Origin of the sequence: Desertibacillus haloalkaliphilus (assembly GCF_019039105.1) — a bacterium.
Lineage (GTDB): Bacteria > Bacillota > Bacilli > Bacillales > KJ1-10-99 > Desertibacillus > Desertibacillus haloalkaliphilus.
Window position 1 is genome coordinate 20,537 of the sequence record NZ_JAHPIV010000014.1, and the last position, 21,958, is coordinate 42,494.

22 protein-coding genes are annotated in these 21,958 nt (G+C 34.3%); 12 read left to right on the forward strand and 10 right to left on the reverse strand.

Annotated features, from left to right (window positions below; genetic code table 11):
• Positions 1-64: 64 nt before the first annotated feature.
• Together KH400_RS15760 and KH400_RS15765 are read right to left on the reverse strand one after the other, a co-directional pair.
• Positions 65-325: a MarR family transcriptional regulator gene (locus KH400_RS15760; RefSeq protein WP_217226233.1), complete on the reverse strand. Its 261-nt coding sequence runs from the start codon at positions 323-325 to the stop codon at positions 65-67.
• Between the two features lie 167 nt (positions 326-492).
• Positions 493-657 carry a hypothetical protein gene (locus KH400_RS15765; protein WP_217226235.1) on the reverse strand — a complete coding sequence of 55 codons (165 nt, stop codon included), beginning with the start codon at positions 655-657 and terminating at the stop codon, positions 493-495.
• Positions 658-769: 112 nt separating this feature from the next.
• Between KH400_RS15765 and KH400_RS15770 the strand changes: the two genes are divergently transcribed.
• The 7 genes from KH400_RS15770 to KH400_RS15800 all read left to right on the forward strand — a co-directional run bounded on the left by KH400_RS15770 (position 770) and on the right by KH400_RS15800 (position 8,977).
• Positions 770-1,249, forward strand: a complete 480-nt coding sequence (locus tag KH400_RS15770) for a hypothetical protein (RefSeq protein WP_217226237.1) — start codon at positions 770-772, stop codon at positions 1,247-1,249.
• Positions 1,215-1,865, forward strand: coding sequence for a hypothetical protein (locus KH400_RS15775; protein WP_217226239.1), 651 nt, complete (start codon positions 1,215-1,217; stop codon positions 1,863-1,865). Before KH400_RS15770 ends, KH400_RS15775 begins: the two co-directional genes overlap by 35 nt.
• A gap of 426 nt (positions 1,866-2,291) precedes the next feature.
• Positions 2,292-3,236: a MerR family transcriptional regulator gene (locus tag KH400_RS15780; RefSeq protein WP_217226240.1), complete on the forward strand. Its 945-nt coding sequence runs from the start codon at positions 2,292-2,294 to the stop codon at positions 3,234-3,236.
• A gap of 1,310 nt (positions 3,237-4,546) precedes the next feature.
• Entirely contained in the window at positions 4,547-5,998 is a 1,452-nt protein-coding gene (locus tag KH400_RS15785; RefSeq protein WP_217226241.1) for a hypothetical protein, read from the forward strand.
• Between the two features lie 687 nt (positions 5,999-6,685).
• Entirely contained in the window at positions 6,686-7,372 is a 687-nt protein-coding gene (locus KH400_RS15790; protein WP_217226243.1) for a hypothetical protein, read from the forward strand.
• A 110-nt stretch (positions 7,373-7,482) separates the two neighbouring features.
• Positions 7,483-7,998: a hypothetical protein gene (locus tag KH400_RS15795; protein ID WP_217226245.1), complete on the forward strand. Its 516-nt coding sequence runs from the start codon at positions 7,483-7,485 to the stop codon at positions 7,996-7,998.
• A gap of 28 nt (positions 7,999-8,026) precedes the next feature.
• Positions 8,027-8,977, forward strand: a complete 951-nt coding sequence (locus KH400_RS15800; RefSeq protein ID WP_217226246.1) for a hypothetical protein — start codon at positions 8,027-8,029, stop codon at positions 8,975-8,977.
• Between the two features lie 453 nt (positions 8,978-9,430).
• On the opposite strand, the gene KH400_RS15805 is transcribed toward KH400_RS15800, so the two are convergent.
• From KH400_RS15805 to KH400_RS15835, 7 genes are all read right to left on the reverse strand, one after another.
• Positions 9,431-10,321 (reverse strand): ThiF family adenylyltransferase, encoded by an 891-nt coding sequence (locus KH400_RS15805; RefSeq protein WP_217226247.1) that lies wholly within the window; start codon positions 10,319-10,321, stop codon positions 9,431-9,433.
• Positions 10,314-11,285, reverse strand: a complete 972-nt coding sequence (locus KH400_RS15810; RefSeq protein ID WP_217226248.1) for an MPN domain-containing protein — start codon at positions 11,283-11,285, stop codon at positions 10,314-10,316. Before KH400_RS15810 ends, KH400_RS15805 begins: the two co-directional genes overlap by 8 nt.
• Positions 11,286-11,331: 46 nt before the next feature.
• Positions 11,332-12,036, reverse strand: coding sequence for a prokaryotic E2 ligase family D protein (locus KH400_RS15815; protein ID WP_217226250.1), 705 nt, complete (start codon positions 12,034-12,036; stop codon positions 11,332-11,334).
• Positions 12,029-12,526 (reverse strand): hypothetical protein, encoded by a 498-nt coding sequence (locus KH400_RS15820; protein WP_217226251.1) that lies wholly within the window; start codon positions 12,524-12,526, stop codon positions 12,029-12,031. The genes KH400_RS15815 and KH400_RS15820 overlap by 8 nt, the downstream gene beginning before the upstream one ends.
• A gap of 12 nt (positions 12,527-12,538) precedes the next feature.
• Complete coding sequence (locus KH400_RS15825) at positions 12,539-12,880, reverse strand: hypothetical protein (protein WP_217226252.1); 342 nt, start codon at positions 12,878-12,880, stop codon at positions 12,539-12,541.
• A gap of 95 nt (positions 12,881-12,975) precedes the next feature.
• A complete protein-coding gene (gene dnaN / locus KH400_RS15830) occupies positions 12,976-14,085 on the reverse strand; it encodes a DNA polymerase III subunit beta (protein ID WP_217226253.1) in 1,110 nt (369 codons plus the stop codon).
• A gap of 115 nt (positions 14,086-14,200) precedes the next feature.
• Entirely contained in the window at positions 14,201-15,151 is a 951-nt protein-coding gene (locus KH400_RS15835; protein WP_217226255.1) for a Rad52/Rad22 family DNA repair protein, read from the reverse strand.
• 474 nt (positions 15,152-15,625) lie between these two features.
• On the opposite strand from KH400_RS15835, the gene KH400_RS15840 reads away from it, so the two are divergent.
• The 4 genes from KH400_RS15840 (at position 15,626) to KH400_RS15855 (ending at position 20,351) form a co-directional block, all read left to right on the forward strand.
• Positions 15,626-15,865 (forward strand): helix-turn-helix domain-containing protein, encoded by a 240-nt coding sequence (locus KH400_RS15840; RefSeq protein ID WP_217226256.1) that lies wholly within the window; start codon positions 15,626-15,628, stop codon positions 15,863-15,865.
• Positions 15,855-18,371, forward strand: coding sequence for an FtsK/SpoIIIE domain-containing protein (locus KH400_RS15845; protein WP_217226257.1), 2,517 nt, complete (start codon positions 15,855-15,857; stop codon positions 18,369-18,371). Before KH400_RS15840 ends, KH400_RS15845 begins: the two co-directional genes overlap by 11 nt.
• A 311-nt stretch (positions 18,372-18,682) precedes the next feature.
• The gene (locus KH400_RS15850; RefSeq protein ID WP_217226259.1) at positions 18,683-19,021 is read left to right on the forward strand and encodes a hypothetical protein; all 339 of its coding nucleotides are present in this window, start codon (positions 18,683-18,685) and stop codon (positions 19,019-19,021) included.
• A gap of 52 nt (positions 19,022-19,073) precedes the next feature.
• Positions 19,074-20,351: a DUF3854 domain-containing protein gene (locus tag KH400_RS15855; protein WP_217226260.1), complete on the forward strand. Its 1,278-nt coding sequence runs from the start codon at positions 19,074-19,076 to the stop codon at positions 20,349-20,351.
• Positions 20,352-20,414: 63 nt separating this feature from the next.
• Here KH400_RS15855 and KH400_RS15860 read toward each other — a convergent pair whose 3' ends face one another.
• A complete protein-coding gene (locus KH400_RS15860; protein ID WP_217226261.1) occupies positions 20,415-21,047 on the reverse strand; it encodes a hypothetical protein in 633 nt (210 codons plus the stop codon).
• Between the two features lie 525 nt (positions 21,048-21,572).
• On the opposite strand from KH400_RS15860, the gene KH400_RS24160 reads away from it, so the two are divergent.
• Positions 21,573-21,926 carry a hypothetical protein gene (locus tag KH400_RS24160; protein WP_246589721.1) on the forward strand — a complete coding sequence of 118 codons (354 nt, stop codon included), beginning with the start codon at positions 21,573-21,575 and terminating at the stop codon, positions 21,924-21,926.
• The last annotated feature ends 32 nt before the right edge of the window (positions 21,927-21,958 follow it).

The window sequence follows — 21,958 nt, forward strand, 5'->3', positions numbered from 1 at the left end:
AACACCCTTTCTAAATTTTAGTTCCCAAAAACTATAATCACTAATTCACCATAAAGGTAAGACGCTACTTCATCTTCAGAATACTACGACCATAACGAGTGATGTTATAAACCATAGATCGATTATCATTTGGATCTCTCTCCACCTTGACCAACACAGCTCCCTCTAATCGTGCCATTTCCTTACTTATCTTTTCTTGAGAAAATCCGAATTTCACCCTTATCGCGCTATACGATTGACTAGGATGGTTATTCAAGTACTCTAAGACATCCCAACTCAAAACATTTAAACCGTTAGCTATTTCGTTTAACGAAACACTTTCCATCACTTTCCTCCTAAACCATTTTATAATGATATATTAACATATAATACTTTATTAGTAAATATAATACCGGTCTATTATCCAAAAATAAACTACTTTAAATCACTGTTAATAATTTAAAGTAGTTTATTGTAAATAATTTATAGTTGTTTATTGTACATTGTAACCCTTTACCCTTCAGATTTAATACCAACTAACCGCACACCAGATTCCTTTTTAGCAGCCTTCAATGCTTTCTTAAATTTTTTAGCTGTTTTCTTGTTAATTTTATCCATCCCAATCATCACCTTCATCTTTTTTAAACCATTATTACCAATCCCAAAATATCTATACATCCGTGAATACCTCCTCTCCCCCATCAATAGTATTAAAAAGAAGGAATAATGGAAAAGTGGCCCTGACATGAACAGAAAAATAAGTAGTTTTTATCTAAAGGGAGGAAAATCAATGAAGAATTTAAATCCGATTTTTAACGAAATCACTAACAAAAAAATAAGTAACCCACGAACGAACAAACAACAGCGCCAAAACTCAAAAAAACGTTTTGATTCAAGGCATGATATGAAGTTTCCAGTCTCGCATCGTCACCATCAACTTTTACGATCATATTTTAAGATCCACCGACAGTCAAACCCTACAATTATAACCTCACAGACCATATTTAATACTATCCTTTTAAGACACAGCATCCTACACCCTCAGATCGTATCATTAGATCGAGAGTACAAAGATACAAAACGATACTTCCATTGCAAACCAAATCAAATCGAATATACGTATATTGGAGGGGTTCAAGGAATAGCAATTAAGGAAGGGATTTCTGAAAGACAAGCGCTGTACCACATGATGATTTCAGCTATAGAACACATCGAATCAGGAGGTACGATAGATCATGAAGCATTTAAGCAAATTAGACCTTCTAAATAAAAAAGTAAGGAACAACAGCAGCACAAATACCGGGAGCCGAATATTGAATTTCATTTTTAAAAAAGAACTTCAATATGCTCAAATCGATATAAAAATACCTCGTATAGACCTACTAAGAGGTGAAGTTCTATTAAGTGATATTGCTGATTCTTTAGAGGATGACGACCCTGCATACTACGGTGTTGAAACATTAATCATCCTTCTCTATATACAATTTATAAGACAAATTTCTAAGGGCGTTGATCTATTTACAGTCGGCAAAGAATTAATAAATAAAATTAATAAGTACAGACCTATAACCATACAGGAAAACTACACAGAAACTAAACCCAACACTTTCGCTCTCCAAAACTTCAATATACCAAATCAGACAATCAATAAAGACCCTAAAGAACAAGAAATCACTATCACGTTGAACCTAAAGGAAAGGTTCATCTACCGCGGCGAGATTCTCTTATACGATTTAGAAGACTTATTCCCTGACTTAGAAATCACTGTCGAAGAAACAATCAGTATATTATACATGGATTTTATAGATGCTATTAAAAAAGGTCATGACAACGGAACAATTAACAACATACTCGAGAGTTTCTCTTACTATTCCGGCGATTTATAAATAAACTATAATAAACTATTGTAAGTACTTTACAATAGTTTATTATAGTTTATTTATCTAAAATCATACGACAGATCAACAAGTTCTTCACAACATGTAATTAAACCTATTTTACGCAGGTCTAAAAAGTTCCTATGTTAATTAATAACGAACATATAATAAACAACTTTTTAAAACTGCTATAAAAACAAACTTAAAAAGTTGGTATTTTAATCAAAACTAATCAAAACATAAACAATGTATACTCAACCTTCCAAACTTATTGTGTCAGCAAATTTAAAAAGTTAAGCACTTGTGCAAGAATAGACAAGCTTAACTCAAGTGTAAATCAACAAAAACTTCCTTTTTTTCTTTAAAATCTATTGATTTAATAGCACCTCAGTGCAATCATAATAGTAAGTAAAGATTATAAAGGGAGGGAATTATATGGCGAATATAGATGTAAGTCTCTTAGAAGACAAATTCAAGGAAGATCCTTTGTTTATCGAAATTAAGTCCAGAGCAGATATAGACGATGAGTTATTTCCCGAATCTATTAAAAATATGTATCCTGACCGTGAATATTCAACGAAGGAAGCAAGAGGAATCTTGAATAAGCCAGATTCGACAGTGCGCTATTACATAAACGAATTAAAAGATTACATTCAACCTTTACGTAACGGCAGGAATTTCAGACTTACTGTGACACACATTTTTCGATTACACTTAGTTTTCATATTAATCGCGGCTGGTAAAACCGTTCATGATCTACGAGTTAATTTAGGGTTAGACATACAGAGAGTAGAGGGAGACCAAAATAACCGAATTAATGGAAATCCTATTAAAAATCAAAAGCAGCTGATTGCTTTAATGCAAGAGTTGTCTAGACAAAACCAACTTCTAATGAATCAATCGATAGAATATAGACAACTCATACACAATAGTAATTTAAAAAGAGATAGCATAATCAAACACACTATAGAGATTCAAAAAAAAATGATAGAAAAGGAAAAATTACAAAACGAGCTATCAGAATATCGCCAGCAAAAGAGAAGAGATTTAATCGATCAAAACTTGATCAAATTACTAACCAAATCAAAACAGCCCCAAAAGAAGATTTTCGGTATATTTCCAGTTAAAAATGATAATGATGGTGATATTGATAATGAGAAAATGTTAATCAATAACTTGGAAAAAGATGATAAAGAGAAAAGTTTAGAAAGTAATATAAAAACGTTAGAAGATGACATCGAGAAATCAAACAAGGATATTATCGCATTAGAAGAATCCATATCAGCTTTGAATAGACAGTTAGAATCAAAGGACCAAATACTAGAGTCATTTATTAGTTATAAAGAAATTGCTTCAACTACCGATGGAACCAATAAATAACACGTAATGTCTAATCTCGCTGGCGCGAGATTTTTATTTTGTTGCCATATGATGCTGAACGAGTTATAATGTGTGTACAAAGTACACATTTATTGAGTTTAGCTAGTTAACTCAATACACTAAGATAATAAAATGGAGAAGATACATAAAGGAGGCCTTCTATTATGTTAGGTTTTTTAAACAACAAGCAGCAGAAGAAACTTGATCAAGTTATCATCATTATTGCTATTGGTGCCTTATTTTTAACAGGACTTTTCCCCATACTAAGGTTAATTGGAAATTAAATTGAAGGAGAGGGATAATTTATGACATCATTTCAAAAATACGATTTTATCTCGTTCCTTCGTCACTCACCGGTTCATAAGATACTATCTGAAACTGAATTTAATATATTCTGTTCTTTGTTACTAGGATTTACAAAAGAGGAGATCCTGGAACAGCACTTCATAAAAGACAAAACTTATAACAATCATGTCTACCAGATCCGAAATAAAATAAGTTACAATACAAATGATTTCAGAGTCATATGCGCGAAGGTTTATCAAATATACATTGAGTTTCATGCTAACAGAAATAACATACTTGAAGTTTCGTATGAAGAGCATAACACAGAGATCGAAAATACGTTTATAGGGTTTATTAATAAATAAAACACCTCGCTACAAAAGTAACGAGGTGTTTTATTTAGTCGTTGTTCACCCATAGTTTTCAAAAACAAGCACAAACCATGAATAAACGATATTTTTTTATTTGAATTTATATTAACTCAAAAAACAATTACTGTCAACCACATTCAAGAAAACATAATTTATTATTTGTCACATAATTCTATTTGTGCTACTATTTTCTTAGTCGTTGTTTATCCTAGAGGGAGCAGTCTATTCGTTTTTAACGTAAGACTTTGTCCGTCTCACTCAAGGGTGAGGTGTATCCTGTTTTCAATCTCAAGCACAAACCTTTTTCTATAGAAAAAGAAAAAATCAGTTAATTGCTGCAACAATCAACTGATTCGCCTAGACTCCCCAGTCTAGGAAAAAACTTCTGACAATACCCAAATACCCAACAGAATCGAATATTAATGTTAATACCAAATAATCGAATATAAGTTGGAAATGTTGATATCAAATAATCGAATATAGTTGGATATGTTGATATCAAAATCGAATATAGTTGGACATTTAGGTATATTACTTTTCCGAACAATGTTGGAAAAGCGGATATAATAATGCTTATGTGTCCTTATTATATTCGCTTTTTGATGAGATATCAACCTATTTACCTAATAACGAATATGTAAGGACGTGATAATTATGAAGTTTTCTAGAAATGCACTTATATCGACATATAAAAAACAACCAAGAGATTCAAAAAAACTAACAAAAACAGCATTAGGAATCATCCAACCTTTGCTTCAATATGTTGATTATGATGGTAAGTTACATATCGATATATATGAGTTTGCTAGATTACAATCGTTCGCAAATAAAAATAGTGTGATCGATGGTTTCAACCGTTTGATTCGTAATAACCTATTTTTTTGGAAAGAAGGGGAACTTTACGCTAATTGCCATATGACATACCTTGGAAAAGATAGCGATATTCACAATCGTAGCTACGTACGTACACTTGGGATGCACCTAGATGGAACATATCAATCATTAACTGAACGGCAAATGAAGCTAGTTAACTATGTACAAGCATTAACTTATGAGGGGAATCGTACACCTATTATTAATATTGAAAACTTCTATAAAAACAAACTAAGAAAAACAAGACGGGGTGTATGCCTTTACGAGAGCCATCGAGACCTTGTGAACTCTCTAATAACTATCATTGAGAAAGGTATTCTTGAGGTTGAATTATTGCAAAATGGTAAGCAACCAAAAGTACTAAATTGTTTAACTAATCATACAGAACAACTCTATGAGAAATTTAGTCGTTTCTTAGGAGTTGATAAAGACGGTCGAAAAACACGTGTAGGAAATAATACCACTCACCCTGTTCGGTTCAAGTTGTCTAAAGAAATCGCTGAAGATACGGTTGTTGATATTGGACATACACTTGATATGTTATTGATCGCTGATCAATACGATCAAGACACGACACTATTTACAAGTGATGAATTAGAATCACTATTCGGTGTAAAAAAAGAGTTATTCAAGCTATTTGGAGATCATGGAGTCAAAGTATACCGTCAGGCTCTACACAAATATTTTCAGAATGAAGGTCAGTCATTTTATTTTCATGTCAAACAAGGAAAGATCGGTAATCAAGTTAAACGCTATTATATTATCCCTTTGTTACAAGAATCACTAGCAGATTTCATTGATCGTGCAATGGGCTATTATCGTTATGAGCCGACTTATACTAACTCTGTTCAATGGGGCACACCTAGCAAGGAACAATTAGTTGAGATCGCTATAGAGGGGGAAGAGTATGCAAATTATCTTCATAAACAGTTAAAGGATGAACAGTATACTATCCAACATTACCAATACTACCGCTATTTAAAAGATACTCTTGGTGATGATGGGGTGTCTGTATTTGCTGATTTAGCAAAAGTTAATGTTTACTGGAGTAATCTACACATCCTTTTTAAAGATGCGGTGTCATTTGAGGATAGTCTTTCAGACGATCATAAGGCCCTAGTTTTAAATCGTGCTTATAAAGACAAGAAGCGTTCTGGAGAAAACATATATGCCTCGAATACTCGGGAAGAACGTTCAAGCAGCTTCCCTAATTACAATTGGTTAAATGACTAGTGCTAACACTTTTACATAAGCATAAGAGTACGTACTCTACAATAAAATCCTCTTACACTGAACTAAACCTTTTAAAAAATAGGAGATAAAAGGTTTAGTTCAGTGTACCTTTTTTTATACCACCGACAGAATACACTTTTATTTGATAAGTTTCGAGAAAATCTCGTAAAAAAGTGAGTTGATTTCACGCTTATATCTATATTTTTTTGCCATCAACTTCCATTATTTTGAAAAACAAATGCAGTATAAAAATATTAAATAGATTTAAGTATTACTTTTCTATTTATATATTAAAAATATACATTTAAATATACTCCTAACTAGTATTTGAATATTAAGATAATTTAGGAGATAGCACCAAGACACCCTTTTATAAACCATATGAACTGTTCATTTAATCTAGCAATGTTCTTCTTTAATGATTCTTTTTTATTTATTTTTATAATGGTTTTATATAATATTAAGTATTACCCAAAATAAATAATCATAATCTTTATATCGTGAAGAATCTTGCAAATACTTATGACTTCATATAAAATACTAAGAAATAAAGATGATAATTATTCTATAAGTGCGATAAATGGGACGCCCCAATGCCTTTAGAAAAAAGTTGGTATATATCATACCTCTATTTTCTTATGCATTGGGGCGTCTCTTTTTTCATATATAGGAGGTGGACTGTTTATATTGCAACTAGCAAGTACATTAGAACCAATCTTAAATAACAACATAAACAATTTCATATCAAGTATGGATCATACAGAACAAACAACGACTACAAAATTAAATTTTAAAATGGATATACCGTCAGAAGCGTTTAAAGACTTATGTATCGCAGCTCTTTTAGGACAAGGGGATATTCTTACAAACTCTAATCAACGGTCATATATTTATGTCTCTTTTGCAGAAGAGAAGTACGCTTATATAAAAGAATATCTAGATACTTATCAACTTAATAATTATATTGAATTAACATCTAACGATTTCAAAACCGTTGAATTTGACTTTTTAAAACATTATAAAGACTTATGGTATATCAACGACATGAAAATTTTTCACATGGATGCAAAGCATATGAATTTATCATTGGTGTCTATTATCATGTGGATTAATTTATTTGGTAAAACACAAGTTGAAGGAACATCGATTACAACTAATATTAATGATCAATATATTCGGAATCTCTGTTTTTACCTTGAAAGATTACTACAAATTCCTGCTATTCCCAAAAAAAATAAAGTGAAACTATTTCACCTATATTTAGCTTATGAAAAGGTTATTAATCATACAAACCTGATTCATACAACACAATATATAAACTACTTATCTCAGCACGAAGTAACAACAATAAAAAATAGACCATATACATCCTAGTTAGGGGGGAGATTATAATACGTTCAAAAAAACTGATAATGATTAGTTTCTTTGTTCTTTTATTAACGGCTTGTAATAATAAAATGAACGAAAGGGCAGAGGAAGTTCAGTTGGAAAATGAATCATTTGAAGAATCTCAAGTGCTGAATATAAGTGAAGTAGAGGAAAGCTTTGTTGAAGAAAAGGGAATATTATCAGAACCAGATAATGGTGAATACAGCGAGGTTGAACAATTAGGTTTAATTGTCGGCAAAGCGTTGTTTGATTTTTATAATCTATCAATGACTCCCGAAGAATATTTATCTTTCATTGATCAATATGGATCTACTAGATTAAAAGAGAAAATGGTAGATGATCCAGATGAAACGCTGGTTACTTTAAATAATGTTCAATCCATATTAAGGGAGCGAGACTTATTTGGTCAGGAGTACACCCTCTCTGAAATCATTCTAGACGACGAAAACGAAAATGAAGCGATCATGCATCGTGTAACAATATTAGAGGATGGACAACGGGAATACTACAGATCTTTATTCGTAAAAGAAAATGGTCATTGGATGCTTGAGGATGATAGACCAGGAGAGCCGTTTACTATTGAACAAGAATTAGAGAATTTTTCATATTAATAGATTATATAGTAATGGAGAGGATTTTTTGTCTACGAATAATGGAGCAATAGAAAATGAAACTACTGTAAATTCAAGATTACACGAGTGTACTAAAAAAATGATGGCTCATTTTAACGATGATCGTAAATTTATTTCTGATTTTATAAAAACAATGAATTTTTACTTAGAACAGTTTTATACAAAAATACAGGGTAGGCCAAATCGAAAAGCATTTGAAGAAAGCTTCTCCATGTATATTCAAGACATTACATTTAACGGGTATTATATAGGTAAGGAAATTTTAGATAAAGCAGAATCAGTGCCAGAAGAAGCTTTAACAATCCCCACCGGTCAACTCAAAAATGTTGTTTATGATGATGTGAAAGTAAATACTAATAATAATATAGTAAATTTAATCACAAGCGAGGAATTACAAGAGATCGAAGGCAATTTTAAAAATGAGTACGAAAATATTGGTAACTTGCTAGATCAAGTAAAAATAGACTTCGCTATATATGGTGCTGTACAAGCATATATTGATTATCGTGAAGAGAAGGGATTATTTATAGTACCGGAAAAAAAGTCAACAATCAAAGGTTTCATCTATCGTGTGGATGACCTACTATTTGTCGATCCTCAAAAATTTATTGCGTGTACAATGGCTAATCAAAATAGTGAAACTTGGGAAATGTTCCATTGGCGAACATTAGGTATGAATGAAAAAATTGGATCTGTGCATTTGTATATATATAGTAAAGACGAAGTACAAGAAATAACAGACGTATTAGCAGTTTATCATGGCGGCGATCATAAAAAAGCAGAAGATAAAGTTGTCATTCATATTCAGTTACGTGAAGGTATGAGGGAGCAAGAAATGTCTAGTATTGCAGATAAAATAGTGCAAAGCTTTCTAGAACGTAATGAGTATTTACAATCACAAGTAGAAGTTTCTATAGCAACCGTTAAAAATTGGTATGAATATTCGATGGAAGAGTAGAATTGACAATTTAATTTAGTCTAAATTTAAGGAGTGTACGTGATGAACTCGTTAGAAAAGGAAAATACATTACTAGAAGACTAAATTATTGGAGAAAAAAAAACAATCGAAAATTCCCCACCTATGGAATGTATCAAGGAAGGGTACAATAAAGAAGGACGTCACTATAAATATACAGCATCCCTTTCCCTTACATTCCTTCTGATCTAGATATCAAAGGTGTATTAGAAGAACTGAGGGAACACATACTCCTTGATTTGAAACCTTTTACATATGATTTTGTTGAATGGAATGAATCGACTGATGAACTTGATAAGTTACATGAATTTCATGAACTTGAAATTGATCGTACCTGGGTGTTGCAAGTGAGTAGAGAGGTATAAGTTGACCTGTTATTCCTAACAATAAAAAGCTACATTACTTAGCAATTTCTAAGTAGTGTAGCTTTTTTATTTATTCATCCATTGTTATAGGCGTAGTTCTCATGTATCCGCGCTTGGCATGAAAAAGCGTCATATGATTGCTGATTTGGCCAGATTCAAAAATTTCATTTATATAAGGGTAAACCGCCATAGCTGCAAACTTATTAGTTATGAGCCGCTGTGGTTCTTCAGACATGATGTTGCTACAAGCTAATTGACTCGGAGCAATTGAATCCTTGTCACCTAAAATTTCAGGGAAAACATCTGCAACAGGGGCAAGAATTGTTTCACCATCGATTTTTAGTCCAGCAACGACTTGTCCAGTGTATCCAGAATTTCGATAGGTTTTTCGTTCATCTTCCGTCCACTGGTCCATCGAACGTGTATCTGATGGAACTTTTGCACCTTCAACACCGACATCAATGTAAAGAAGGCGATCTGTTTGTTGAAAATACTTATGCATGATCTGACGAGTGAAGTTATTGTCTACAGCGCCCACTAAAATAGGGAAGAATATTGTATCATGACTGTGACAATCCAAATACTCGGTGTTGCTAAAAAGACTTTCTAGCGTTTCGACAGACTCAACATAATCAACATCATAACTAGCAATACTGACCTTATAATGACTACCATATCGCTTAGCGAGAACTTTAGCTTTCTTCTCTCCTAAATCTTTATCAATGAATAATTGGTTATTAAGATTCTTAGATTCCACAATGTCGGAATCAGCAAGCAACATAAAGCCATTCATATCAAAGATGTTCATCATTTGAGCTATATTTTGGGTAATATAACTCCCATTTCCCCCACCCCCAATAATTACAATATATGGGAATATCTTCGCGCGGTCGATCCAATAATTATAATCTAAATCACTCGATAACTCTCTAAAAATATCAATGATGACAGGCTTATTCATATGAAATCACCTCAACTTGTGGCATATCAATATCCATATCAAAAGGATGTTCGATAAATTGCCAAGGGTTAAGCGTGATATGCTGTCCATTATGATACATCCGTAAATATAGAGAAGGGAAGAGTGAGCCTAATTCTACGACTCCATTTTGATTCATGCGTTCATTCTTCATGTCGCCAACGATTGCATAAAGGACATTTGGTGCCACTTCACTTCTATCATCAGTGGATGAAGGTAGAGGTGCCATAAAGTGATGAGAATGGACCTGCATAATCAATCTACGATCTGCAACATATAAAGGGTCATTCTCCTTTACTTCCGCCCATACTTTATGAACGCGCTGCTCAGGAAAATGGATTTCGTAGTTTTTTAATACAGGATTCCAATATACATCACCATGTACTTCAACCTTTTTGGTTGTCGCGTAATACCTAGCAACCTTACAAAATTCTATAAGAATTGAAAAAGGTATTTTAGGAAGAGAGGAATCTGTTGAAGATTCCCCACAACCTTTTTTACGTGCCTGTATCACTGGAATAACCATATTCTTTTCCTTTTCAACGTGCATAACAGTTAAAGCCGAAACAAGCTCAGGATAAGCACCTACATGAGCTAAACCTTGATCAACCAATTCATCTTTATCGACTTGAATGGTACCATGCTCCATACGAGAACGAATATCCTCACTATTAATGTTTCGTTTTGTCACTTTATCATCCTTTTCAACAGTTATTCCTTCCTCAATTTCTTCATCTGTGAAGTAGATACCGATTGGGAGGTTATCACCACCATAGCGAATAAGGGTATTGTGATCGACGTTGATTTCTTCCACCTTTGAAATAGGTGTACTATTCTTTGATGCAGAATGATTTTTATTAGCATTTGCCTTCTTTTCCTTTTTCGCTTTTTCTGTTGGTGACACAACCTCTGGTTCTTCAATGTTAAACGCTTCAAATAAATTCATTGTATACACTCTCCCTAAATAATAATAATCGTTAAAAAATCTCTAACTATCCATTCATCCAACGTTGTAAAGTGCTCCCTGATGGCTGTAACCACGTGTCTGGAAAGTCTTTATCTTGAACAGATTTAAACATCTCTCGTATATCTTGAATTCCTGATAAATTGCGTGCTGCTGAATAATGGTCAGAAGAAAATGGCACTTGAAAGAAATAATTGTGCAACGTTTGTAGTTGCTGTATATCTTGAATGGGAGGAAAGATATTTCCGCCCATACACACCTTGCCCGCTGAACCAACATTCGAAAATGGAAAATGGAAAACTTCGGTTTGCGGTGTTAGGGTGGTATCTTTTACAGCAACTACCCATAAGAACCTAACAGTCATCGTTTCGTCTACACGATAACGAAACACCATTTTAGGAAACCCAACATCCATCATCCTTGTATCAAAACATGAAATATCCCAACGCTTCTTAGGAATTTCAATAAACACATCTTGAACGCCACTCTGTGTGTCGTAATTATAGTTCGTCCAAATATGCTTAATACAGTTTTTAGGTAGGATAGGTGTTGGAATCGTGTCTCCTTTTTCCTCTTCAATGACTTCAATCGACCCTTGAATGGCTCTGACAAAATCAGAAAGCGTCATTTTGTAACGATCAAAAGACACGCCATGTTGATTTTGTTCTTCAATTTCTACATATTGATTAGACTGCTGAAGATTATCTTTTATTCTTACGACAAATTCATTCATTGATAATCCCCGCCTTTATACCATCTTCTTTAAAGGTCTCAACCATCTTTATAAGGAGATCAAGCAACTCAGGCATATAACCAAACGGTTCATAGACAAAATACAAACAATCCCCTTGATAAAGGAACGTAGCAGGCCAATCAATTCTTTTTTCTAACTCGTTGATATAAGCGTTTATATCCTTTTTGTTAAGCAACTCTGTTAGTAAATCGCTTTTTAACTTAATCATGTATTCATAACCTACCGAATTTGGAATCGATTCATCACAATAGCCAACCTCAATGTCAGCAAGAGCGTCGAACTCCTTCAAAAACATGGCTTGAAAACCATCGAGTAAAATGTCATCACTAGAATCGACGTATTGATATAACTCATTCCAAACGTTTGGGAATTTTGAAACATCAATCCCTCGATCATGTAACGTCTTTAACATCGTTAGGTTGTCTAGTGACCGTTCAACAATAGCTATGCCCTCACTATCAATATACATTTTATTGCCTCCCTAAATAAAATCATCTTCTTGATCGTAAATTTTCCCTTTGTTACTCAACAGTCGTATAAAAGCACCATAAATCCAATCCTTTTCAAACATTGGATTCCCAGCATTTCTCTCATTACACTCGTCTTCACCGTATTCATCTGTTGTAGCCAAACTTGCTACAATCGCTAGAGCTTCCTCAATATCTTCATAAGAAAATGAGTTAAAATCGATATTATTCGTTGGCATCTGATTATAAAGACATGAAATAACATAAGCGCCACCTTTTGTTGCCCCAATCGATTTATCTCTGTTCCTTTCTTTGATCTGTTCCTTAAACACTTGGAAATTAAGTGCATATCCCACTAGTTCCTCACCTCATTTAACGAAAAAGAAGAGGAGATTATCATTTATCTACCTCTTCTTAACACTCTTAAATAACTGAAATAAACTCTTATTAATCATCGAATTGGACTTAACATGTTGACTTGTGCAAACGCAGACTTCGTTGGTGTAATGTAATAAGGCTTTAATTCACCGAGCAAACTAAACCGTACGTTGTCACTATCAATATTTTTTAGAGCCTGTAACACATGCTCGATATTCATGTTAATCCTTAATGGATCACCCTCATGTTCAATACAATCTAAGTCTATTGTTCCCTTACCAGCATCAGCTTGAATCCCTTTTAACGAAACGGTCTCTCCACTAAAATCAAAGGTTGTATGACCGCTGTTGTTTTTCTTTTTTGTAATGATCTTGATTTGTTCAAAACAATCAATCGCTTCATCACGGTTAAGAGTGACAACTGAAGGGAAGTTACTTAAATTCATGGGCGGTAGTTTCGGATAGTTCCCGTTCATCAGCTGACTATAAAAGATCGTGTTGCCAGCTTTAACGATAAACTGTGTTTCACCTTCTAGATAGATCTCTACGTCATGTGATCCGAATACCTTTGTCATGGATTCAAGTGACAATGCTTCGACTGGAAAAGAAAGTTCCTCTTTGTCAAATTCTAACGGTTGAATGACGTTTGCTAATCGGTGGGAATCAGTAGCAATCATGGATAAACCATCTTTACTAATATCCACCTTCACAGCCTGTAAGATAGGTCTTGTTTCACTTGTCGATGCACTAAATGCTGTTTTCTGTACAAGGTTATTAAATGTTTCACTACTAAGCTTTACGATAGGATCAGACTTAATTTCTGGAAGTTTGATAAATTCACTAGCATCCCAACAATTAACCTCAAACGATGATTTCTTTGTTTGTATCGTCGTTTGGTTATTACCATCTGTTTCGATACTTAGATCGCCAGATAACTTGTCGATAATCTCTTTCGCGCGGTCAGGAAACACGGTACTTCCAGTATCTTCAATGGACACGATGTATTCAGATGGAATAATAACCTTTATCGAATTCTTAGCGTCGCTACCTGTTAAGACAATCTCGTCTTCAGTCGCGATTACTTGTACACCTTTCAAAATGACTTTATCCGATTTATTATTAACTATCTCAAACGCCTTTTTTAATGCTGCCTTCATCACTTTTTGATCAATTGAAAATTTCATTAACAACCTCTCCTTTTGTTTTATTCATCAAAAAAAGCACAAAAAAAGAGAAGATTGTATACATAATCTCCTTCTAATCTGTGCTCCACACTCTCATGTTTAATAGTCTAATAAATTAAGCAACCTCTTGTTCTTTAGCGATGCGTTGTTTCACCGCCTCAAAAGCATTCTTATTTGCAACAGTACATAAGTTTTTAAATGACTCAATTGTTGTACCGTAATTCTCACTCAACCAATTCAAGATGACTTGCTGTGGTACTTCTGCAACATCAACCTCTTTTTTAATAAGAGCTGCGTACCGAATGGATTCAACATAACGAGATAGGTCATCTTTTGACGATTGGTAAATTTGCGATACTGAATGAACGTTGACATGTTGATTTGTGCGAGAAAAAATATCTAATCGCTCGGCATCATTTAAATCTAATGTCCGTTCAAGTTCTTCAGTGTACTCAATCATCTCTCGCGTTGGAAGTTCTACGTCTTTACCACGATTTGAATGTACAGGTTCCGAAGGGGAATTAGAGGATTGGGCATGATTTGGATCGACATTATCCCTTTGAGGTAATGCCCACCCTGGCAATTGAGGAGTATCCCAATAACCAGTGACCCATTCTTCTTGTCCTCTAACCTTTACTTTCGTGTTGATGTAATGGTCTCCTTTATCTTTAATAGGGACCCATTGTTCATCTAATTGATATAGATACCTTCCGATTGAAAACTGAACAGCAGCTCTTTTCATAGAATTTGAAAGTCCGCCCTTTGTACTTTCAATCGAAGTCTCATCACTTCCATCCCACTTTGTGATCCATTCGTCACCAACATTAATGGAAATTCCACATAAGACGCCTTTTTCTCTCCACTCTCGATATTCATTCTTCCAATTAAACGGTCCAACGACTTCGTCCAAGCGATTTTGTATCGCACGGTTCGTGAGATAAGCACAAACAATCGCTTTATAACCATGTTTTGTTTTCACTGTTCGTTGGACTCTCCACTCCACATCTTCAGCAGGAAATGGTTCTTGTAACCGTTGCATAATCTCTCTTTCTTCATTTGTCATCATAAAAAACACCCCTTCAAATTCATCTTAAATACACTCACACAAAATACAAACAACAACTCCCGCTACAATAACCAATTACTTAAACGCTCACCCCCTTAAAAGGATAAAAAAAGAGCCTTTTAGGGTTAGATTCATAGACTAATAGAAGACACACGTGTTGTGTGTTAAGTTTCTATCAATCAAAAAAATCTAAGCCCAAAAGGCTCTGTTACTCGGAAAATAAAATGCTGCGGACCACTAAGTGATCGCAAAAATAAAGTCAAATAAGATAATTTAATATACTTTAAGTATAAATAGTCTATTTGAAATTGACAAGTCCTGTCTTCAAAACAAAGATTTGCTATGCTATAATAAATTTAAATTAATATCTGACCGAAGCGAGTTCCGCTCATAGTTATTTGTACTCCTGTCGAAACAGGGGTCAAGTTTCTTATGAGCGGAATTTTTTTTGAATAATTACAGGAGGGCATTCTAATGAAACATATTAATGATATTCAACTAGAAGATGAAGTTGAACGTTTAATTCTGATTCGCATACGCCTGGAATTAAATCAATATGAATTTGCAGCAAAGATTGGGATTCATAAGAATCATTTGAATGCTGTAGAGAAAAGGAAAAGACCATTCACAAAAAAACTTAAACAAGCTGTAAATGAATATTTATCCGATCTCAATATGTCTAAACAGTTGATGGGAAAGGAGGATGAGAAGTGAAGTGGGAATGAGAAAAATCATAGTAACTAATACTAGTTTATTTCCAGTTATACGACCTATTGAAAGTGACTTTTCCATCATTGTTGAAAAAGTAATCACAAGCCTTATTAAATATAAAGAAGATATTTTTTTGGTGTTAGTCGAAGATGAAACAATGATCGCAAAAATATTAAATGAAAACCCACATTTACAATCATGTATATACTTCACCGAAAATTCAAATGTACCAAACGAAATAAAAAGCCATCAACGAATTAATGTTCTATATAAGGATGAACTGGCGGAAGTAAACATAAAAAAATATATCGATAATTTAACATTAGAAATAGAAAAACAATATGACACAGTAGAAGATGGATATGATGAAGATGATGATGAAGATATTCTTTCCAGTTTGGCGAATCAAGATTTAACAGGAAATAATGATCAAGAGGCAGTCGATTTACCTATATATGATGAAACCGTAGCTAATAGAAACATTAATAAAAATGGATTGGATCTAAAAGAAACTAATAACGAGTTAAGAAAAAACAAAGAGTATGAAAATGATGATTCAGCCATACATGGAGATAATACAGATCAACAACAAGGTTCCAAACCAGAAAAAGGCGAAAAGCAAAAGAATGATCCGATTCTTTTAAAAAACGTATTACAGACCGATTCATTTCAAGCTGCATTGGAAGATATGGAGTTTCCCTTTAGTGTGGGTGTAGATGAACAAGGTGAACCTATTATTGGTTGCTTATCACAGATAAATCACATATTAGTTTCAGGAAGCAAAGCTAGTGGTAAAGGTATTTGGATCACTCAATTATTAAGTACCTTAATGATAAAGCAGCCCCCACAAACGGTTCGGATTGTTTTAATTGTCTCTAAAAATGATGACCTCGCACGTTTGAAGTCCTTTCCTCATGTTTCTGACCATGTGACGAACACAGAAGACTTTAAGCGACTATTAATTAATCTATTAGTAGAAATGAATCGTCGTTATGAACAATTTAATAAGAGTGATCATTGCCTAAACATCAATGAATACAACCAGAATCATGACGAAAAAATGGACTATATTTTACTTTGTGTTCATGAATTGTTTGATGATGGGGTGAGCAAAGATCCCTACATTGAGGATTTACTTATAAAGCTCTCTCATGAAGGTAAATCGGTAGGTATTATTTTATTGATTTCAACAAGAGAGATGGAAAGCGTTCGAACGTTTATCTTAAAAGCGGATTTGCCATCTCGTATTCTTTTTCAATACAACAATGAACAAGAATATCAAATAATGTTCCCTAAAACTACCGCACCTACGCAAGAGTTAAAAAACGAAGACGGACTCTGTCTGATGGCAGGAAGAGAAAGTATTGAAAGATTTCAAGGTCTAATGATCAGCACATCAGTAGAAGGAACATATCAAGTCATAAATAAGTTACAAGATGATTTAAACGAATATTATCAATACCAGCCGCCTTCTTTAATAAAAGGTCAAGAAGATGGAGACTTAAATAAAACAGCAGAACAAACAAAGGCTACTAACGGAGATGAAACAAGTAAATTAACCTCGACTACGAGTGAGGATAAAGGTGCAAGTGTACTAGAAGCAAATAATTCAGTGAAAGATACTACGGATATAAGAGTGGACAAATTACGACAAAGGGTAACTGAAATTAGGAGGGCCTCCCAAGAGACACTATCTGATACGAATAAAACCATTGGCTTATGGTCACCGATTCACCAAAGTGGACAAACTCATTTCTCATTTGTTTTTGCCATGTTTTTAGCACGCTATAAGGTATCAACTGCAGTCATTGAAGCGATAACAAGTCGACCATTTCATGGGATAAGGCTAAACCAGTTTACTGATACACCGTCAGAGTGGCAATCATATGCTGACGCATTATTTGATTTGACAATCCCTCCTGCTAATGTTGAATGGCTTTACAAGGGCGTCCATTGGTACCCTTTAAATGAAAGTGAGGCCTTTTACGATTGGAATGAGGATTTGTACTATCAATATATTAATGGAGTAAAACACCATGATATTCTTTTAGTTGATCTGGAAACAGGTGAAATGCAAGAACATACGTTAAATACGTTGAAACACCTTGATGAAGTTTGGGTGTTCATCACAAATCAATTTGTAGAATATTCGTCTTATGTCGATTACATGGAGCGTCTACAAGAAGAGTACCAAATACCATTTAAAGCTGTTTTTAATTACAAAACTGAAGATAGTAAAAGTGAAAGCATAGCACAAAAACTTCAGCTACCACTGATCGGAACGCTTAATCTATTAGTGCATGAAATTATAAGAAATGATTATAGCCAAATCCCTCTGATCGAGGAGAAGGGTGTACTTGAAAAGTGGGAGCCTTCACTTATTGAGCTAGGTGAATACTTAATAGGAGACGGACGTTTCAAGGAAGGTTTGACGTTTCCGTTAAAAATAAAATATCAATTAGAGAAGGTTTATAGCCACTACAAGCCGTTTAAGAAAAGGCGATTATAGCTTTTTCCGAACGAGAAACCCCATCGCCTTTAGCCGTGGGAGAAATCAAAGATTCTAACCTAATAGGACCAATGGTTGAGTAGAATTTAGAAATTTTCTATGGTAAAATTTATTTAACTATTGCTTTACTTATTTACTTTTTTATTGCGACTCATGTACGAGTCCGCAGCATGTATTTCGAATGTAAGAGATCTTTTGGATCGGTTTTTTAGAACACTACAAGCTATGCGCTACAAGTGTGTCTATTTATCCGCTTTCAAAAGGTCTTTTTTTTATTTTCAAAAAACATATGAAAGCGAGTGGTGCTGTTTATGGAAGCTAAAATGAATGAGATTAAAGAAGCATTGAAACGAGAAGATATGAGGGACTACGTTCGTATGGGATGGCATGTGAAACAGCGTTTATACGAAAGAGGGTACTATGCTTCGGATATTACAAGCTGTATCAAAAGTAAAGATAGTCGGATTATTGAACAAGGACAAGGTTTTAACCGAAAAATTGGTGCAATATGTCCGTCATATACCATTGAAGGTGTCGATGGTGATGGAAATCCTTTTGCGATTGTTCTAAGTGAAGAAGGATATAAACAATTTTCTGTCATTACAATTATGCCACCAATGGACAGACGACGATTTTTACGCTGTGTATAAGCAAGAAAAAGAGAGTGTATGTGTTTAAAAGTTTTAGAAAGGGTGTATTTGCATGAAAACATTACGTTTAGCAATTGGAGCTGAAAAAGGCGGCCCCTGGTATGAACTGTATCGAGAGGATTGTCCTGTTTGTGGTAAACAAGGGTTTTGTATGATTCACGAGGATAAAAATCGAGTGGTTTGTACGCGTGTACCTTCTGATTACACATGGGGAAAAAATAATCATGGGCTACATTTCTTGAACAAAAAGAAGATTAAAAGAAACTTTGATTTTTCTAAAGTAGAAGATGTTCAAACAGTAGACAAAAAGACTGATCAACAATTAGATGAAATCTTTCGAGGGATGATGGATTGTTTGGATTTGAACGATAATCATTATAAGCACTTAACAGGTGGTGATCGGCAGCTCAAAGACGATCAAATCACCATCCGAGGCTATAAATCATTTCCATATGAAAAGCCTTGGAACTTTGTTAAAGAGTGGGCAGATTCATTAAATATGAATGTAGAAGATTTAATTGGCACACCTAGTATCTATCGTTATAAAAACAAGTATCAAAGTTTTATAACGATGAAAGGTTTGCCTTCGATTATGATCCCTTTTCGTAACCATAAAAACCAAATTGTTGGTTTTCAGTTACGAGTGGATCAGGTGAATAATGTTGCAAAGGTTAAAAATGCTTTAGATGGAATTAAAGTCGATATTGCCAAACAGCCGAATATTGTTTCTGTCACTTATAAATCAAAAGAGATCTTTAAAGGTGAATTTCCGATTGGAAGCTATCAAAAAGTGATTCTAAAAGGGAAAACCCTTTGTGAAATTAAGGTCTCAAAAGGCACAAGATATTTTTGGTTGAGTTCAGCGAATGAAGAAGAGGGGACAGGAGCGGGGACGCCATTACCGGTACATGTTTCTGTTCCTACTCGTCGATTAAAAAAGTGGAAATCAGGTGAAACGTTAAAAGCGAAAACCGTTTGGATTTCCGAAGGTCCGCTTAAGATCGATATCGCTTCAGATAAAGCTGAAGAGTTATATGATCCGATGGAGTTAGACGATATTGGAACAACCTTTTTAGGGATTCCTGGTGTAAATCAATGGCATTTAATTTTACCTATTCTCGAAGAAATGGAAGTAGATACGGTAAATTTAGCCTTTGATGCTGATGCAGCGAGCAACCCAGATGTATATCATTATCTAAAAGAGTGTGCAATTGAGTTGAAAAAGAGAGGGTATCGAGGAAATTTAGTTCGCTGGAATGAAGAGGACGGAAAGGGACTCGATGACTTATTTAACCATTACACACTACCTCAGATCGATAAGTTGTTTTAAGTGTTCCTATATGATTTTGTAAAGGGTTGTCAGAATTAGATTTTGACAACCCTTTTATATTTTTCACTTTATAAACCGATCTAAAAATTCATTGATGGACTTTTTGATATTGTTTGTTTTAGAGGAAAAGAAATCTTCGGCAATCATGTTAATCAAATGCATGAGCGACACTTCTTCATCATATGGATTATGCTTATTAATATAGTCTAATACCACTTTTAACTGTTTCTGACGTTGGTGATCGAACGTTTCGTTTATATATTGTTCGATATATTCATGGACAATATCTGTATTTCGAACGGCCGCATCCAATAACTTACCAGTCGCCGATGAAACTGTTAAATCCATTGCATATGCAAGATCACACAATTGATCATGAACATCTCTCTTAAATCGAATCGTGATCCTTCTTTTGTTCCCCTTTACTCTTATAATACGTGACGGTTCGATGTCTCTGTCTCCTTTAAATAAGGTTTGTCCCATCCAAAAATCACGTTTGAATCCATTGGATAAATATTCAACGACCTTTTTAGACTGTACCCCTTGAATACAAATGGTTTCGGCAACATCTTTAATAGGTGTTTGGGTGATGTAGGATAACCTCGCAATACATTCATACAACTCTTCTGGAATCGTCGGCTTAACATCTTTCTTTTTATCTGAACGCACTTTTCGCTTTTTCACCTGTACTTCCATGTCACTTTTCAACTCCTACAATTTAAAATAGCTTTAGGACACATTCCCTCTGTCTCACTCTTAATAGATTTATATTTAGAATGGTGGGGGATATGTATATTTTTAAAATTTCGTGTCCAAAATGATTCTATAAATGATTTGGAGGTAGTTTTTATGGAAGTGAAATTGAAAAAAGAAGAGGCTAAAGCGTTAGCGAGGCAAGCCATCCGGTTAGGAAAGAAATATAATCTACCATCTAAAAAGAAAAAGAAGTCATAAAAGTCAAACTAAATATTTATACATTTCGTCTATTAACTTTTCTTGAACATTTTCTTGTGAACTTTCTATTTGCAAACAAATGAAAGGTTTAGTATAATTTGGACATAAGGAAAGGTACTAGCAATCTTTCTTCAAATTTTATATTTGATCTTACTATAAACGGGACGCCCCGATAGTAGCATAGAGAAAACAACATTAGTGTTGTTTAGTTCTTTGTGCTTTCTATCGGGGCTTTTTTTCGTCCTTAGGCAAGGAGGTGGGAGTAGTATGAAAAAGAAACTCGCTATTATTTCAGCAATGATGTTTGCAATCGTAAGTCTAATAACATTTACACCTGAAGTAACTCTTGCAGATAACCCGTGGGAGGCAGTTGGTGTGGAAGATCAGGGTGAATTTAGTGGTAGTTATGACGATATCGGTAATTTGGTTACAGTGGTACAAGTTTTAGGTGGCTTCTGGGTAGTCCTGTGTATTATGTTTGCTGGTATGAAGCTATCGGCAGCACAAGGGAGCAATCCACAGGCGAGAACCGCTGGATTTATAGGCATAGCTATGGCGTTTATCGGTGGCTTCGTAATCATCCAAGCACACAGTATTGCAGGCTACATATCTGCTTTATAGTACACCAATAGTAATGAATAAACCCCTCTTAA